Source organism: Desulfomarina sp. (assembly GCF_054039375.1).
The window spans coordinates 1-15,539 of sequence record NZ_JBPLBA010000100.1 but is presented as its reverse complement, the minus strand read 5'-3'; the positions used below and the strand labels follow the sequence as shown (position 1 = coordinate 15,539).

18 protein-coding genes and 1 tRNA gene are annotated in these 15,539 nt (G+C 45.1%); 6 read left to right on the top strand and 13 right to left on the bottom strand.

Annotated features, from left to right (window positions below; all coding sequences use genetic code 11):
• The 10 genes from ACXLDX_RS05690 to ACXLDX_RS05645 form a co-directional block, all read right to left on the bottom strand.
• Positions 1 to 333: hypothetical protein (locus tag ACXLDX_RS05690; RefSeq protein WP_457576231.1), on the bottom strand; the 333-nt coding region annotated here is incomplete at its 3' end.
• The gene (locus tag ACXLDX_RS05685; protein WP_457576230.1) at positions 330 to 569 is read right to left on the bottom strand and encodes a helix-turn-helix transcriptional regulator; all 240 of its coding nucleotides are present in this window, start codon (positions 567 to 569) and stop codon (positions 330 to 332) included. The genes ACXLDX_RS05685 and ACXLDX_RS05690, both read right to left, overlap by 4 nt.
• Positions 570 to 726: 157 nt before the next feature.
• The gene (locus tag ACXLDX_RS05680; RefSeq protein WP_457576229.1) at positions 727 to 1,566 is read right to left on the bottom strand and encodes a hypothetical protein; all 840 of its coding nucleotides are present in this window, start codon (positions 1,564 to 1,566) and stop codon (positions 727 to 729) included.
• Entirely contained in the window at positions 1,563 to 2,786 is a 1,224-nt protein-coding gene (locus ACXLDX_RS05675; RefSeq protein ID WP_457576228.1) for a tyrosine-type recombinase/integrase, read from the bottom strand. Before ACXLDX_RS05675 ends, ACXLDX_RS05680 begins: the two co-directional genes overlap by 4 nt.
• 207 nt (positions 2,787 to 2,993) lie before the next feature.
• Positions 2,994 to 3,078, bottom strand: a tRNA-Leu gene (locus tag ACXLDX_RS05670).
• 10 nt (positions 3,079 to 3,088) lie between these two features.
• Positions 3,089 to 3,451, bottom strand: a complete 363-nt coding sequence (gene secG / locus ACXLDX_RS05665) for a preprotein translocase subunit SecG (RefSeq protein ID WP_457576227.1) — start codon at positions 3,449 to 3,451, stop codon at positions 3,089 to 3,091.
• A gap of 20 nt (positions 3,452 to 3,471) precedes the next feature.
• Positions 3,472 to 4,227 carry a triose-phosphate isomerase gene (gene tpiA, locus ACXLDX_RS05660; RefSeq protein ID WP_457576226.1) on the bottom strand — a complete coding sequence of 252 codons (756 nt, stop codon included), beginning with the start codon at positions 4,225 to 4,227 and terminating at the stop codon, positions 3,472 to 3,474.
• Between the two features lie 53 nt (positions 4,228 to 4,280).
• Positions 4,281 to 5,459 (bottom strand): phosphoglycerate kinase, encoded by a 1,179-nt coding sequence (locus ACXLDX_RS05655; protein ID WP_457576225.1) that lies wholly within the window; start codon positions 5,457 to 5,459, stop codon positions 4,281 to 4,283.
• A gap of 37 nt (positions 5,460 to 5,496) precedes the next feature.
• Positions 5,497 to 5,931 carry a ribosomal protein S18-alanine N-acetyltransferase gene (gene rimI / locus ACXLDX_RS05650; RefSeq protein ID WP_457576224.1) on the bottom strand — a complete coding sequence of 145 codons (435 nt, stop codon included), beginning with the start codon at positions 5,929 to 5,931 and terminating at the stop codon, positions 5,497 to 5,499.
• A 3-nt stretch (positions 5,932 to 5,934) separates the two neighbouring features.
• Complete coding sequence (locus tag ACXLDX_RS05645) at positions 5,935 to 7,149, bottom strand: type I glyceraldehyde-3-phosphate dehydrogenase (protein ID WP_457576223.1); 1,215 nt, start codon at positions 7,147 to 7,149, stop codon at positions 5,935 to 5,937.
• Positions 7,150 to 7,433: 284 nt separating this feature from the next.
• Here ACXLDX_RS05645 and sfsA point away from each other — a divergent pair, with 284 nt between their 5' ends.
• Positions 7,434 to 8,132, top strand: a complete 699-nt coding sequence (gene sfsA, locus ACXLDX_RS05640; RefSeq protein WP_457576222.1) for a DNA/RNA nuclease SfsA — start codon at positions 7,434 to 7,436, stop codon at positions 8,130 to 8,132.
• 120 nt (positions 8,133 to 8,252) lie between these two features.
• Here sfsA and ACXLDX_RS05635 read toward each other — a convergent pair whose 3' ends face one another.
• The 3 genes from ACXLDX_RS05635 to lepB form a co-directional block, all read right to left on the bottom strand.
• A complete protein-coding gene (locus ACXLDX_RS05635; RefSeq protein WP_457576221.1) occupies positions 8,253 to 9,539 on the bottom strand; it encodes a dihydroorotase in 1,287 nt (428 codons plus the stop codon).
• The gene (locus tag ACXLDX_RS05630) at positions 9,536 to 10,504 is read right to left on the bottom strand and encodes an aspartate carbamoyltransferase catalytic subunit (RefSeq protein ID WP_457576220.1); all 969 of its coding nucleotides are present in this window, start codon (positions 10,502 to 10,504) and stop codon (positions 9,536 to 9,538) included. The genes ACXLDX_RS05635 and ACXLDX_RS05630 overlap by 4 nt, the downstream gene beginning before the upstream one ends.
• Before the next feature lie 533 nt (positions 10,505 to 11,037).
• The gene (gene lepB / locus ACXLDX_RS05625) at positions 11,038 to 11,682 is read right to left on the bottom strand and encodes a signal peptidase I (protein WP_457576219.1); all 645 of its coding nucleotides are present in this window, start codon (positions 11,680 to 11,682) and stop codon (positions 11,038 to 11,040) included.
• Between the two features lie 487 nt (positions 11,683 to 12,169).
• Between lepB and pilM the strand changes: the two genes are divergently transcribed.
• The 5 genes from pilM to ACXLDX_RS05600 form a co-directional block, all read left to right on the top strand.
• The gene (pilM, locus tag ACXLDX_RS05620) at positions 12,170 to 13,222 is read left to right on the top strand and encodes a type IV pilus biogenesis protein PilM (protein WP_457576218.1); all 1,053 of its coding nucleotides are present in this window, start codon (positions 12,170 to 12,172) and stop codon (positions 13,220 to 13,222) included.
• Positions 13,223 to 13,253: 31 nt separating this feature from the next.
• Positions 13,254 to 13,841 carry a PilN domain-containing protein gene (locus ACXLDX_RS05615; protein WP_457576217.1) on the top strand — a complete coding sequence of 196 codons (588 nt, stop codon included), beginning with the start codon at positions 13,254 to 13,256 and terminating at the stop codon, positions 13,839 to 13,841.
• A 67-nt stretch (positions 13,842 to 13,908) separates the two neighbouring features.
• Positions 13,909 to 14,478, top strand: a complete 570-nt coding sequence (locus ACXLDX_RS05610) for a type IV pilus inner membrane component PilO (protein WP_457576216.1) — start codon at positions 13,909 to 13,911, stop codon at positions 14,476 to 14,478.
• A gap of 4 nt (positions 14,479 to 14,482) precedes the next feature.
• Positions 14,483 to 15,010: a pilus assembly protein PilP gene (locus ACXLDX_RS05605; protein WP_457576215.1), complete on the top strand. Its 528-nt coding sequence runs from the start codon at positions 14,483 to 14,485 to the stop codon at positions 15,008 to 15,010.
• A 63-nt stretch (positions 15,011 to 15,073) separates the two neighbouring features.
• Positions 15,074 to 15,539 (top strand): hypothetical protein (locus tag ACXLDX_RS05600; RefSeq protein ID WP_457576214.1); only part of this gene is annotated, 466 nt, incomplete at its 3' end.

The following is a 15,539-nucleotide window of genomic DNA, read 5'->3' as shown; positions in this document are numbered from 1 at the left end:
CATTGCGTAAATAAAATCGTATGGTTCATTTTTGAGCTCTCTCAAATTGACCAAACGTTGATCATACGCCCGTTCAGGAGCTTTTCTAATAATATCTGCCCTTCTGCCCAGGGATTTGTATGCAATTGAAATGAGGCCTTCAAAACATATCCGAAAAGAACGAAGAGAGTTACCAAGCTCGTACACCTTTTCCGTGATAGTGGAATTTCTTCCGAGATTTTTATCTGCGAAAAATCTCACGACAGATATTGCCTCCTGGCAAAGATCCAGGCGGCCTCGAAGTTCCTGCAAAGGATATGATTCAAGTTCTGCAAGGGAAATTTTCTTTTTCATTGCGCCACCTCCTTTCTTTCCTGTTCGTCAAGCCACTTGTTGATTGTTGACGCACGCCAGCCAATCCCTCTGGAACCTTTTGGTCCCAGTACAATCGGCTTTGGGAAGTGGTTATTTTTGATAAGCTCGGCAAGTTTTGATTTGCCTATATTCGTGAGGTGGCAGACCTGTTTTTTCGAAAGAACCGGGTCAACACAGACAACGGGTGGAAAATTTTCATTTGTTATTGTTTTCATTTTTTCTATCTCCGAAAAGTTTTTTTTGTGGCCGTTTGAATCCATTGGCCGATTGCTTCCCAGAATACTCGATAGAAAAAGATGCTCACGGATAGAAAAAGGGGACTGCCTAGCTAGGCAGCCCCCTTTTTCTATCCGGTTTATTTTCAATAAGTTATTAAATTAGTTCTTTGTATTTTCCTTCAATAAATTTTTTTGCTTCGTACAATCTGTTGTCAACATCCTTTACATAGTTTCTATTGTCATCTTTTGTGACAATTTTGTCCTGGAAAAGTATTTTGTTAATCTTAACTTTATAATCCTCTTGTCCTTTCAGTCTGGAATGAAACTCAATGTCGTGCGCTCTCAACCTCTCAACAGTTATTTCACCATTGATTGCGTTTCTTTTTTTTACAAGCCCCATCTTATTCAATTTTTGCTGTAAGCTTGTTGAAAATTTTTTTGCAACTTCAAACTGTTCTTTGATAGAGCTACGTAAATTAATACTTATAAGAAGATTCATCGGCTCAGTTTTTATTTCTATTTCTGTTTCTTCATTTTTTTTGTAGTGATCAAAATGGATCATATCAATAATAAAAGGGATCATATCAGTTCCAAAAGAATAAAAACTGTTGTTTTTTTCAGGATGATCATAAATTAAGAAACCAGGTTTTATCCGCTCATTACTCATTAAAAAATGTTGTTGATAAAAGCCAAGAGATATATCAGGATGTCTATGCCCTGCTATTTTTGTTTTAAATTGTTTATCCAGCTTTCTACAATTTTCATAGTATTCCATTACCAGCTCATAATCTCCTGATTTTAAGTTTGTTCGAGTTCTAACATTTTTAATTATTTCATGGATATTATGCTGTTCTGCAAAAGCATCAAGATCAGAACATGCTTTTTGAAATTCAAGGTTACGGCGTAAATATTCCCATGCCCAGGCCATATCTGATGTTGTTTCCGGATCGGGGTAATCGTCTTTATTTTCCCCGGATGGTAACCAGTCTTTCATTCATCTTCCTCCCCGTACTCAAGACGTTCAAGTAAATCCGCCCACCACTGCATCATTTCCGCTCTGTGTGCCAGATACTCACTGCGGTGATAGGCAGCCCGTACGCGGTTTCTCTCTCTATGGGCAAGTTGTCGTTCTATGGCGTCTTTATCAAAAAGACCGGATTCGTTCGTAATGGTTGAAAACACGGCCCGAAAACCATGCACGGTTGCCCTGGAATGATAGCCGAGACGGTACAGGGCATAGAGCATCGTGTTTTCAGAAAGAGGCCTGTAAGGATTTTTTATGCCGGGAAACACATAACCTTTTTTGCCGGTTGAGTGGGCCATCATTGATCGTAAAATTTCAATCACCTGTTCCGCCAGGGGAACGACATGCGGTGTTCTCATTTTCATTCGCTTTGCCGGTATCCTCCATTCCTTTGTCCTGAAATTAAATTCCGGCCATGTGGCCCCCCTCACCTCTCCTGATCTGACTGCGGTATGGAGAGTAAACTTTAATGCCGCCTTGGTAATAATATGCTCATTTGAAAGGTTCAGCCTTTTGAGAAACTCAGGCAATTCATGGATAGTCAATGCCGGTCGGTGCTCAACGATTCTTTTTTTCAGAACACCTTTCATTTCAGATGCCGGATTATGCAGAGCCCTTCCTGTCTGGACCGCATATCTGCACACAGCGTTAATTCGCTGCAGCACTTTTGAAGCAATTTCATAAGAGCCTCTTTTCTCAATCCTGCGAACAACCTCTAAAACTTGTGGCGGTTGTATGGCATCAATCGGTAAATCGCCAAGAACCGGGAAGGCATCATTTTTAAGCGTCCTGAGTACTGCTTTCGCATGTTCAGGGCTCCAGGCCGTTTTTTGTTCCATCCAGTCTTCGGCCACGACACGAAAACAGTTTTTCTTCCTGGAACCTTGCCCTTCATTTTTATTCAATGCCAACAGTTTCAATCGTCTTCTTTCCGCCGTTGGATTTATTCCTTTGCGCAGCAACGCTTTTGCCCGCCGGTGTTCCTCTCTGGCCTCTTTCAGGGACATCTCAGGGTATTTCCCAATCACAAAGGTGGTTGCTTTTCCAAGATATCGGTATCTGTATCGCCATGAGACAACCCCGGAAGGAGAAATATGTGCTGACAACCCTTCGCCGTCAGCGACAGTGTAAGCCCTGTCTCTCGCTTTAAAGCTGCGTACTTTTGCAACAGTAAGTTTCGGTTTCGGCATAACCATCCCCTCGGTAAAGAAATCACACCAAAAACAATACGACTATTCGCTTCCTTTTTTGCTCTACACACATAATTAGACACAATATGTAGAGGATGTCAAAAGAAAATATAGAAAGTTATTGGAAGGTAATGGAAAGAAAAAACCCGCAAACCTTTTCAGGCTGCGGGTTTAAAAGACTTTAGCGGAAGTCTTTGGAAATGAAAATGGTGCCGAAGGCCGGAGTCGAACCGGCACGGGTTGCCCCACACGCCCCTCAAGCGTGCGCGTCTACCAATTCCACCACTTCGGCACTCATGTTTTTATTGCTTTGCTGCCTTTCCTGCGGGTTGTTCCGTTCCTGATGGAACGTCCATCACCTTATCTTCGCCTGCAAGAGGTTTTGCCACCTGAGCCGGCTTTTCAACAGTCACTGCACTCATCACAGATGAATTCCCGGACTGAGATGAAATATACGCTAATGTAACAGAAGTCAACATAAAAATTATCGCCGCTGCAGTTGTAATTTTGTTCAGCAGAGGCAGAGGACCTTCCGTTCCAAAAAGAGATTGACTGGATCCACCAAATGTAGCACCAATATCCGCACCCTTACCATGCTGCAGCAGCACAATCCCAACCAGGAAGATACAGACAACAACGTGTACAATTGTAAGTAGAGTATCCATACACCCCGAAAACGAAAAAATTATGATTCAAAATTAATTATTCTTCCGAATGACTCAGCATCCAGAGCAGCACCACCAACGAGGGCACCATCTATATCAGGCTGGGCCATCAACTCATCAACATTCGTGGGCTTGACCGAGCCACCATACAATATTCTTGTTTGCTCGGCAATATTTTTTTCATATATTTCTCCAATAAGTTTGCGCAGAAAAAGATGGACCTCCTGGGCCTGCTCTTTTGAAGCAGTCTTACCTGTGCCGATGGCCCAGACCGGTTCATAGGCAATCACAACATTTTTCATATCCGCGCTACTCACCCCGTCGAGCCCCCGGCGCAGCTGCCCTTCCAGCACTGCATTGGTTTCTCCCATTTCACGCTGCTCAAGTGTTTCACCAATACAGAGGATGGTCAATAAATCAAAACGAAGCGCCCCTTTTACTCTCCGGTTCACCAGCTCATCTGTTTCCATAAAAATCTGACGACGCTCAGAATGACCGACAATTGCACCACTGCCACCGGCATCTTTTACCATAACAGGAGAAATTTCCCCGGTAAACGCACCTTTTTCTTCCCAGCAGATATTCTGGGAACTGACTATAACCGGGCTCTTTTCGAGAACACGGGCCACCTCGGCCATAATTGTGTATGGCGGAGCAAGGAGTATCTCCCGATCAGTCAGATCCATACAGCTTTCAGCCACTCTGGCAGCCAGAGCACATCCCTCTGCCAGGGTCATGTGCATCTTCCAGTTCCCTGCAATCAGTGGTTTCTTCATCGTTCTTCTCCTTTTTTACTGCGGAATATTTGCAAAAAGCCGTAATAACAGCCTCATGCTTCCAGAACCTCGACTCCGGGGAGTGCCTTTCCTTCCATAAGCCGGAGAAAAGCACCTCCCCCCGTCGACATATAAGAAATATTTTCCGTTTCCCCGGCCTTCTTCACAGCCGCATTGGAATCCCCTCCTCCGGTTATGGAAAGGGCATGGGAACCGGCAACGGCCTGACAGAGAGCCATGGTACCCCGCGAAAACGCATCAATTTCAAAGGCACCCATGGGACCGTTCCACACAATTGTCTTTGCATCATCCAATGCCTCTTTAAACAGGAGAGTTGAGGCAGGCCCTATATCCAGGGCCAGCCAGTCTGACGGAATATCTCTGTATGTTACATTTTTTACAACCGCATCAGCAGCAAACCTGTCAGCCACGACAAAATCGACCGGAAAATAGAGTTTCACCCCTTTCCGGTCTGCAGTTTCGATCAACTGCCTTGCACTGTCCAGAAGATCCTCCTCCACAAGGGATGCCCCCATATCGACCCCCATACTTTTTAAAAAAGTATTGGCCATAGCCCCGCCGATTATCATCCGGTCCACCCTGTCCAGAAGATTTTCAAGCGCACCAAGTTTCGAAGAAACTTTGGCACCACCGACCAGAGCCACAAGCGGATGAATCGGTTTATCCATTGCCTTGTGAAAATAGTCCATTTCCGTCTGCAGCAGAAACCCGGCACCTTTTTCGCTCACAAACCCGGCCACCCCGACAACGGAGGCATGGGCCCGATGGGAAACTGCGAAAGCGTCATTGATATAGACATCGGCCAGTTGTGAAAGCTGTTCGGCAAACCGGCTGTCCCCAGCAGTTTCCCCTGGGTGGAACCTGAGATTTTCAAGAAGAAGAATATCTCCTTCCTTTAAGGATCCCGCAATCTCCTCCGTTTCTTCACCAATACAGTCAGGGGCGAGAATAACGTTACGGCCGGTTAACTCCCTCAAATGAACAGCTACGGGTGCAAGACTGCAACTTTCGACCCGTTTTCCTTTCGGACGGCCGAGATGGGAACAGAGAATGAGCCTGCCGCCCTTTTCAAGGACATGGTTTATGGTCGGCAACGCCATGCGCATGCGGATATCATCAGTAATTTCAAAACGGTCATTCATGGGCACATTAAAATCAACCCGCACCAGAACCCTTTTTCCCGCAAGCTCCAAATCTTTGATCGTTTTCATACGATAACTCCCTTTGCACTCCCTGAAAGGGCGGTATTCAGGGAATATTCTTTTTCAATACCAGGGCATCTTCAGAAACCCGACTGTAATAATTTTTCCGCCTGCCCACCTGAACATAACCCGATTTTTCATATAATCGACGGCCAGGAATGTTCTTTTCGGCCACTTCAAGAAAAACTGAAGACACGTTTTGAGAGGCACATCGCCGTTCAAAATCCTGTAGAAGCTGAAAAGCCACTCCCCGTTTTCTTTCCCGGTTTAGAACCGCAATTCTGTGCAATTCCGCTTCGTCCACCACCAAAGTACCACAACACCAGCCGGACAGTGTTGACATTTGTTCCGCCACCAGCTGAATGCCGGGATGGCCTTCCAATTCCCCGGCCACCATTTCCCTGGACCAGCCAAAGGGGCAATCATCTTCAATTGCGAGAATTTCTTCAAGATCTGCCGGCAGAGCAGCACGGATAATCACAGGTTACAGCATTTCTCCCGCAACCTTCACTACCAGGTCGCCAAGCATATTGGTGTAACTGCCAAGTTCATTATCATACCAGCCATAGACAACCGCCTGGGTAACAGGAACATTTAAAATGGGATCGGCTCCGGGAGCAAGACACCCCTTAATCTGGGAAAGATTCACCTGTATTGCCGCCGTCCGGGTATGGGTCTCGGAACCCTCTATTATGGCGGCAGCCGCTGGAGCACCAAGGATATCCGAAGAAACATTGTGTTTTTCGGTAAACATCAGGTAAGAATTATTCTGGGAAAATTCCCTGTAAATAGAATTAATATCCCCTCTTTTAATGGGACTGTCCAGATCATCCTGCAGATTTAACACAAGGACTATCAGTGAACCAGTGGACGTTGGAATCCTGACCGATTCCGCCATGAAACCGATGGAACCCATTTCCGGAATAACCAGGGCGAGAGCCTTGGCGGCTCCGGTGGTTGTAAGGATAATATTATTCAGTATGGAGCGGTTCTTTCTGAGATCAACCGCTCCTGCGCCGGGCAATCTGTCAAGTACCTGCTGACTGCCTGTTGCCGCATGGACCGTCACCATGGATGCACTGAGTATCTTATCCGCACCAACCCTTTCCATAAGCGGTTTGATCATATAAGAGAGACATGTGGTTGTACAGGAAGCAGCCGAAATAAGGGAGTGCTGTCCCGAATCATACATCTCATCATTAATTCCCATTACAGTGGTAATGGCATCTTCCGGCATTTCCAGCCCTTTTGATTTAATTTTAAAAGGTGCCGAAAGAACAACCTTCTCCGCACCGGCCTGCATATGGCCGCGCAGGGCGCCCCGCTCAACATCCGGATCTGCCGTCGGATCAGTAAAAATACCAGTAGTGTCCACCACCAGGCTGACACCATTATCCTGCCAGGAAATATCTTTCGGATTCCTTGAGGAACGTAGAACAGTTACAGGAATACCATCAACAACCATGGTTCCCTTCTCCTCATTCAGCTCTTCAATGACCCTGGGGCATTTATGTCCATAAAGGTAGGTTCCTAACCGTCCGTAAGTAGAGTCTCTTTCCAGCATAGATGCCAGATCATCCAATCCGCATCCGACCTCGCGGCCGATATTGACAACAATTCCCGAGAAGTGTTTTCTCGCGACATGATGCCAGAGGGAAAGTTTTCCTATTCGTCCCAGACCATTGATACCTAATTTCATAGCAATGCTTCTCCTTTCCTTGTAGAATGGCATGCTTCATCGACTGTTGAACATAACTATAAACCTGGATCCTCAACAATAATTGCAGTATTTAAGTTATAACAGAGCGACACAGTTTTCATGTTGTACTACGGAGATAACAATTAATACTCCCGACAACCGCCGGTATCAGGAGATTTATCACAGCAGAAAGCACACCATGACTCATCTTCCCGGTAACCAACTATGTAGCACTTACTCCACCCAACTGCAATACAAAGATTGCGAAAACAACTTCTTTTACCATGCAATTTGACGCCCCCCTTATCCCGGCAACACTCATCTATAGATACAAACGTTTTCTCGCGGATGTGCGCCTGGAAAACGGCGAAATTCTCACAGTCCACTGCCCCAACACAGGCACAATGCTCTCCTGTTCTACGCCGGGCAGCCCTGTGCGCCTGTCCATTTCAGACAACCCGAAAAGAAAATATCCCCACACCCTTGAAATGGTCCGGGGCAAAGGGACCTGGATCGGGGTTAACACCTCCCGTACCAATAAACTCGTGATCGAGGCAATACAGAAAAAACTCATCCCGGAACTCTCTTCCTTTGATGCCATCAGGGCAGAAGTTAAAACCTCGGCCGACAGCCGTCTTGACCTGATGATCAGCAGGGGTGAGGAAAAAACATATGTGGAAATAAAAAACTGCTCTCTGGCTGAAAATGGCTGTGCCATGTTTCCCGATGCAAAAACAGAGCGGGGCACAAAACATCTGAACGAATTGATCAGATTAAAAAAGGAGGGATACCAGACCTGTATATTTTTTCTCGTACAGAGAATGGACGCCGACAGATTTTCTCCCGCGTCCCACATTGATCCGGTATATGGAAAAACATTAGTGGAGGCCGGTCGGAAAGGTGTGTGGATTCTCGTTTACCAAGCTGAAGTGACTCCGGAGAGAATTACCGTTGTTCGAAGTCTGCCCCACGATATAACCTGAAAACCCCTTATCCACGGCCCGTGATGACTTCGCAGGTTCAGGCCGGGTAACAGATTCGAATAATCAGCAAAATAATACAATGACTCCAAAGGACAGTGACTCTTTATTTTATAAAATTACTCACTGACCCAGTGTTTCTCTGTGGGTAACTCTTCCGCCGAGCAGGGTAAGAACCGCTCTGCCCTGAAGCTCCCACCCGGAAAAGGGGGAGTTGGCACTTTTGGAAAAGCTCTTTTGCGCATCGAAGACAAACTTTTTATCCGGATCAATCACAGTTATATCAGCCGGAGATCCGACTGTCAGACTTCCCCCGGGAACTGCCAGAATCCCGGCCGGATTGGTGCTCATCAATTCAAAAAGCCGCAAAGGGGTTATCACCTCTTCCCTGACCAGAGCAAGCCCCAGGGAAAGCGCTGTTTCAAGACCAACAATACCATTGGCAGCATAATTGAATTCCACATCCTTTTCCAGCACTGAGTGGGGCGCATGGTCAGTGGCAATGGCATCAAGGGTACCGTCTGCCAGGGCATGGCGAACCGCTTCCAGATCCTTTCTCGAGCGAAGGGGTGGATTCATCTTGGCGTGAGTGTCATAGCCTGTGACAGCCTCTTCGGTCAGCATGAAATAGTGCGGAGCACTTTCCGCCGTAACCCTGACCCCTCTTGCCTTACCCCGCCGGATAAGCTCAATCGATTCAGCCGTGGAAACATGAGAGATATGCACCCTTGCCCCGGTAAGTTCGGCCAGGACAATATCCCGGTAAACCATGATACTTTCAGCAGCATTGGGGATACCCTGCAGCCCCAGCCTGGTTGCCGTTTCCCCTTCATTCATACATCCACCACGCGACAGCGACTTTTCTTCGGCATGGGACATAATCAAAGAGTCATGGGAAAGACTGTACTCCATGGCCCTTCTCATCAACTGACTGTCATGCACAGGAAGACCGTCGTCAGTAAAGGCAACCGCTCCCGCCTCTTTCATTTCACCGTATTCGGCAAGCTCATCTCCCCTGCTTCCCCGACTGATGGCACCAACCGGGTAGACATGGGCAAAACCCGCTTTCTGCGCTTCTTCACGGATATAGCACGTAACTGAACCGTTATCATTAACCGGGTTGGTATTGGGCATGCATGCCACGCCTGTGAATCCGCCTGCGGCTGCGGCCCGGCAACCACTTTCAATGGTTTCTTTGTATTCCTCTCCCGGATCTCGCAGGTGAACATGCATATCGATCAGACCGGGTACAACCCAGCAACCGGAAACATCAACAATCTCGGCTGTCTCGGGAAATCCGTTTCCGGGATTGACAATCATTCCATCCCGAATCCATATATCCTTTACTGCATCCAGTGAAACTCCGGGATCAAGAACACGACCATTTCGTAAAATAATCACTTCTTTCATTGTCCCCCTCCCTGATCACTCCGGCTGCCACCAATAACCAGATATAAAAGTGCCATTCGAACAGCAACACCATTACTCACCTGATCGAGAATGACTGATCTCCTGCCATCGACGACATCAGGATTCATCTCAACACCTCGATTGACAGGACCGGGGTGCATAACTATTGCGTCAGGACGGGCCGCCTGCAGCAACTGATTGTTGACACCATAAAAACGGGCGTATTCACGCAGGGACGGGATAAGAGAATCATTTTGCCGCTCATGTTGAATACGAAGGGCCATTACCACATCGGCATCCTCCACAGCCTCCCTGACCGAGTCACAGATTGTCGCACCCATTTTTTCAATATGGGGAGGCATAAATGTCCTGGGACCCGCAAGATGGACATGGCCGCCCATTCTGGAAAAACCGATAATATCAGACATGGCGACACGGCTGTGACTGATATCCCCGATTATGGCAATTTTCAGTCCTTCGATCCGGCCCTTATGCTCCAGGACCGTCATCATGTCGAGCAATCCCTGGCTGGGATGTTCGTGGGTGCCATCACCCGCGTTAAGTACCGATGCATTAATATGTTTTGCCAGTAACTGCGGAGCTCCAGAGCTTGAGTGACGAATAACAATGGCGTCAGGACTCATGGCTTCAAGGTTTTTTGCAGTATCCGTCAGGGTTTCCCCTTTGGTGGCCGAACTTGTTGAAGCGGAAATATTAAAGGTATCGGCACTCATCCGCTTTGCCGCGATTTCAAATGAAAGACGAGTCCTTGTTGATGGCTCAAAAAAAAGATTGATGACTGTCTTACCACGAAGGGTCGGAACTTTTTTAATCGGCCTGTCGGCAATTTCCTTAAAGGAATGAGCAGTGGCGAGAATATGATTTATATCCTGTACGGAAAACTGTTCTATACCAAAAATGTGTGAATGCTGAAAATTCTCATCCGGATTCAATTCGCTCACCATTCTGAGTATTTTTTATTACCTGGTGTCTGTCCGAAAATGTGCAATTTCGTTCAAAACCAAGAACTGCAAAAAGAATAAGCGCAGACATCTAATTGATATTCAAGGCATTATTCCTTAAGCATGACATAGAGTCTGAGCTAAAGGGCCATTCCGGGCAGGTACTCCCTGAGTCCTGCAACCGGTAATCCCACAGGAAAAAGAAAACAACTGATTTCCCAAATATACATTAACTGATTGAGATGTACCAAAATTTCAGCGCACCTGCGGGCAATTACAGTTCAGAGGTAACAAAATCATAGAGTTGCCGCCCCAGTAAAAAGTTACACTTTCAGTAGTACCTTGAAAAATTCTAATTTTTCAAAGCATCATTTAATCAGTGTCTGTCCAGAAATGAGGATTTTTGTTCGAGATCAAGGCGCACGAGAAATTTTACCGCAGGCATATAACTGATATCGGAGTCTACGCTTACCTCCGAGGATAAAATTTTTCGGGCAACGCAGATATCGGGCAAAAAGACCAACTATGGACAGGCACTAATCAATAAGATTGGCAATCCGGCCCCAGCGTATTGAAGCAAAACGATCTAACGAGAACAACGGTTCCTTTATATCCCAGGACCAGTAAAGAATAAATGCCTTGCCGAGAACATCTTTCTGGTCGACAAATCCCCAGAACCTGCTGTCATAACTGTTATCTCTGTTATCCCCCATAACAAAGATTCGGTCTTCGGGAACAAGAATCGGTCCGAAGTTATCCCTTGGACTCACCTTTTTATCAAGTATTGCCGATGACGATATATGAGCATGGGGATCATCCATGGGTTCACCATTAACAAAAACCTGTTTGTTTTTTATTTCGATGGTATCCCCTGGAGTACCAACTACTCTTTTTATATAATCGACAGAACGGTCTTTCGGGAACCGGAAGACAACAACATCGCCCCTGGCAATCTTTTTAAAAGGCACAATCACTTTCCCGGAAAACGGCACTTTTATACCGTATATAAATTTGTTCACCAGAAGATGATCACCTATCTGCAATGTAGGCAACATGGAACCGGATGGTATCTTAAAAGCCTGAACAACAAAAGTTCTGATAAACAAGGCAAGCAGTACTGCAATAACTATTGCCTCAAAATATTCTCTGAAAACAGATTTACCACCGTTTTTTCCGGACAAGCTCCTACCCCTCATACATTTAAATTACAATTTTGTTCTGCCCTCCCGGTTTACAGGTGCCGGACAGAAAGTTTATTTTGGTTGCCTGAAGCAACTATTCACTATCTCCAAACTCACGTCAATCACAGGCAGATAATGAACACGCCAAAACTACCTGAAAAAGACTACAATTACAAGAAAGTTTAAATTTCACCCACCACTCATGTTTTTTTCCGGAAAACCAAACACTCCAACACAACATGAAGAGCTGCATCTATCTGATACAACAACATGTAGTATAAATTTAATCCTGACAATCATATCAACAAGTTTAACACCTTGTAAAATAAGCAAATTATCTGGAAATGAATTCTTGTTTTTCTTGACAAAGCATTTATTTTGTGCACTAATATACTAAATATATGCGAAAAATCAGCATTTTGCGATTCTTTGCCCCATCACAATTCAGCGGTTGGATAATTATCAATTCTAACATTTACCACTAAAAATGCCGTTCTTTTCCAAAAGTGACCTGGTTGTCGGTGTTGATATTGGCTCCCATGCGATCAAGGTCTGCCAGTTCAAACAATCAGGCAAAGGTTACTCCATTCTTGCCCTTGGCAGTGTGGTTCTTCCGGAGGGTGCCGTGGATGACGGAACACTCAACGAACCGGAAATTGTCGGAGAGGCCATTTCCGACTTATTTAAAAACCTGAAAATAAAAAACAGAAAAGTGGGTTTTTCCATCTCCGGGTATTCAGTCATCGTGAAAAAAGTCAACCTTGCCGTCATGGAGGAGACTGAACTGGAAGAACATATAATGGAAGAGGCTGAACAGTATATTCCTTTCGATATCGAAGATGTCTACCTGGATTTTCAGGATCTGAAAACCAACAGTGACGATAACGACAGAACTGACGTGATGCTGGTCGCAGCCAAAAAAGAAATCGTCGACGATTATCTTGAAATGCTGCAGGAGCTCAAGCTGAAACCGGTTATTGTTGACGTTGACGGTTTTGCCCTGGAAAATACATACGAATACAATTATCAGTCCAATGAAAACGTCGCTCTTGTGGATATAGGGGCGTCCAAAATGAACATAAACATCCTGTCAAACGGGATATCAGTCGTTGCGCGGGATATCATTGTCGGCAGCAGACAATTGACGGAACAGATTCAGAATGTATTTGATCTTGATTTTGATGAAGCTGAAGCTCTCAAGACAGGATATATCGCTGCTGAAGAAAAACAGCAGGAAATTGAAGAAATATTTACTTCCACCTGCACCCAGTGGGTACTGGAAATTAAAAAAGCAATTGATCTCTACCATTCCAACCATCCGGATCAACTGTTGACAAAACTCATATTGAGTGGTGGCGGGTCTAAAGTTAACGGGTTAACCGATTTTCTCGCAAAAGAGACAGAACTTCCTGTGGAGCTGTTTAATCCCTTCACTAATATTTCTTATAATAAGAAAAAAATAGACCGGAACTACCTTGAAAACATAGCCCCGGAAATGGCCATTGCAACCGGAATTGCTCTCAGGTCATCATCCATTTAACTTCTATCAGCTTACCGCAACAGACCTAACAATGCTCAAAATCAACCTGCTCCCCATCAGACAGCTGCAAAAAAGAGCTAAAGCGAAGAAACAGTTTTTCGGCATGCTTTTCCTTTTTCTCCTTGTTTTGGCATCACTGGCACTGGTGGGTTACTCGCAGGTCCAGAATATTAAAACCCTCACGGCGAAAGTAAACACTCTCAGTGCAGAAAAAGCTAAATATACTCCCATCCTGCAAAAAATTGCCAAACTCAAAAAGACAAGGGAAGAGCTTGAGAGAAAAACAGGTGTTATCAAAAAACTGAAATCCGATTCGTCACTGACAGTCAGGGTTCTGGATGAAGTAGCCAACAGCGTGGACAACAGCAGACTCTGGCTCGAATCACTGAATCAGCAAAATTCATCTCTCAACCTGAAAGGTGTTGCCCTTGACAATCAGACTATCGCCCAGTTTATGGATACCCTTAAAGCCTCCCCGTTTGTCCAGGGGGTTTCTCTGACCAATTCTTCCCTGAAGACAATATCCGGAAGAGACCTGAAGTCTTTTGCCCTCAGTTGCACCGTGGCACAGCCTGAAAAAAAAGACTCTGAAAAAGAAACAAAGCAAAAAAAGAAATGATTCTAAACTTTGCCAATATAATGAAATGAGCAACACATTCTTTACAACTTTTTTAGACGAAAAATTCATGCCACTGAAGCCAAAAGCCAAAGTGGTAATCATGATTTTTCTTATCCTTCTGCCGACAGCACTGTTTTATTATTTTCTCTATCAACCAAATACAAAAAAAATAAAAAATCTTGAAAACCGGATAGCTGCACTGCAGACACAGATCCAGAATATCAAAAGAAAAGCTGCAGACCTCGCCAAATTTGAAAAAGAACTCGAAGAGGCAGAGATAACATTTGAAGCGACGGCAACACTCCTGCCGGATGAAAAAGAAATCCCGCAGCTTCTAAAAGATATTTCTTCTCTTGGCCGGGCGGCGGGTCTTGATTTCCTTTCATTCAGACCTCTTCCTGATGTTCCGAAAGATTTTTATGCTGAAATACCAGTCAAAATCGATGTCAGAGGTCCTTATCATAACATGGGCTTCTTTTTTGACCAGGTGAGTAAATTAAAGAGAATTGTTACTGTTTCAAATGTAAAAATGGGATCGCCCAAAAAGGAAGCAGGTGAGATGTTACTCAACTCGAGCTGCCAGCTTGTAACATATCGCTTCACCAACAGACCATTGGCAAAACCGAAAAAACAATAAACTCATGAATCGACTGTTCACTCTATTCAAAGCAGTTTTTCTGACTACAAGGCTGATTTTCCTGCAAAGTCTGGTCCTGTGTTTTTTCCTGAATATACACTGGACACTTGCTGGTCAGACTCAAAAAACTGTTCCTGCTCTGGAAGCAGAAGATGGCCCTCCATTCGAATATGTGCTGGAAGACCGACCGGACCCGTTTGTCCCCTTCATTACTGAAAAGGCAACGGCTCCTGCGGTTGACATGAATGAAATTGTGGAAAAAAACGAGCCACTCACGGGAATGCAGCTTTTTGAGCCGGGCCAGCTGACCCTCGTTGCTCTTCTCCGCAAAGGGACAGATGAAATCGCCATGGTACAGGATTTCACGGGAAAGGGATATGTAATTACGGAAGGTATAAAAATAGGGAGAAGAGGTGTTGTCAAAGACATCACCTCCCAAAATGTAATTATTGAAGAAACTGCAGAAACACGGGCAGGAAAAAAAATCATCACAGAGGTAGTGATGACCTTAAAGAAAGAGGGAGAAGAATAAAAAATGTATAAAGGGTTAACCAGATCTTCTTCGGTTGTTTTCTTCGCATGTTGCGTATTGTCAATGATATTTTATAGTTCAGCCAAAGCAGCAGACAGTGTCACGTACCAGATTTCTGCCGTTCAGACTCAACTCGCCGACAATACACTTACATATATTATTTCAGGTTCCTCACCTCCTGCCTATACGGTCTCGGAACGCTTTTCTCCATTCAGAGTGGTAGTCGATATTGCGGGAGGAGTGTTTGCCGCAAACGTGTCAGACAGTACCGTCAGGGTTGCCGACAACAATTTTGTCTCCCTGAAAATACTGGACCTGAAAAAACAGAAACCACCTGTTCTTCGTTTTGAATTTTCTCTGGCTGACAGCCATGATTACACAGTCACCAACAATGGAAATATACTTACCGTTTCAGTTTTTCCGGCAACCGGCAAACAGAATGAAAAAACAGAACCCCTTGCCAATTCTCTCACTGATTTCAAAATCACATCCACACCCAACTCAACAACAATAACTCTTGTCTCCAATA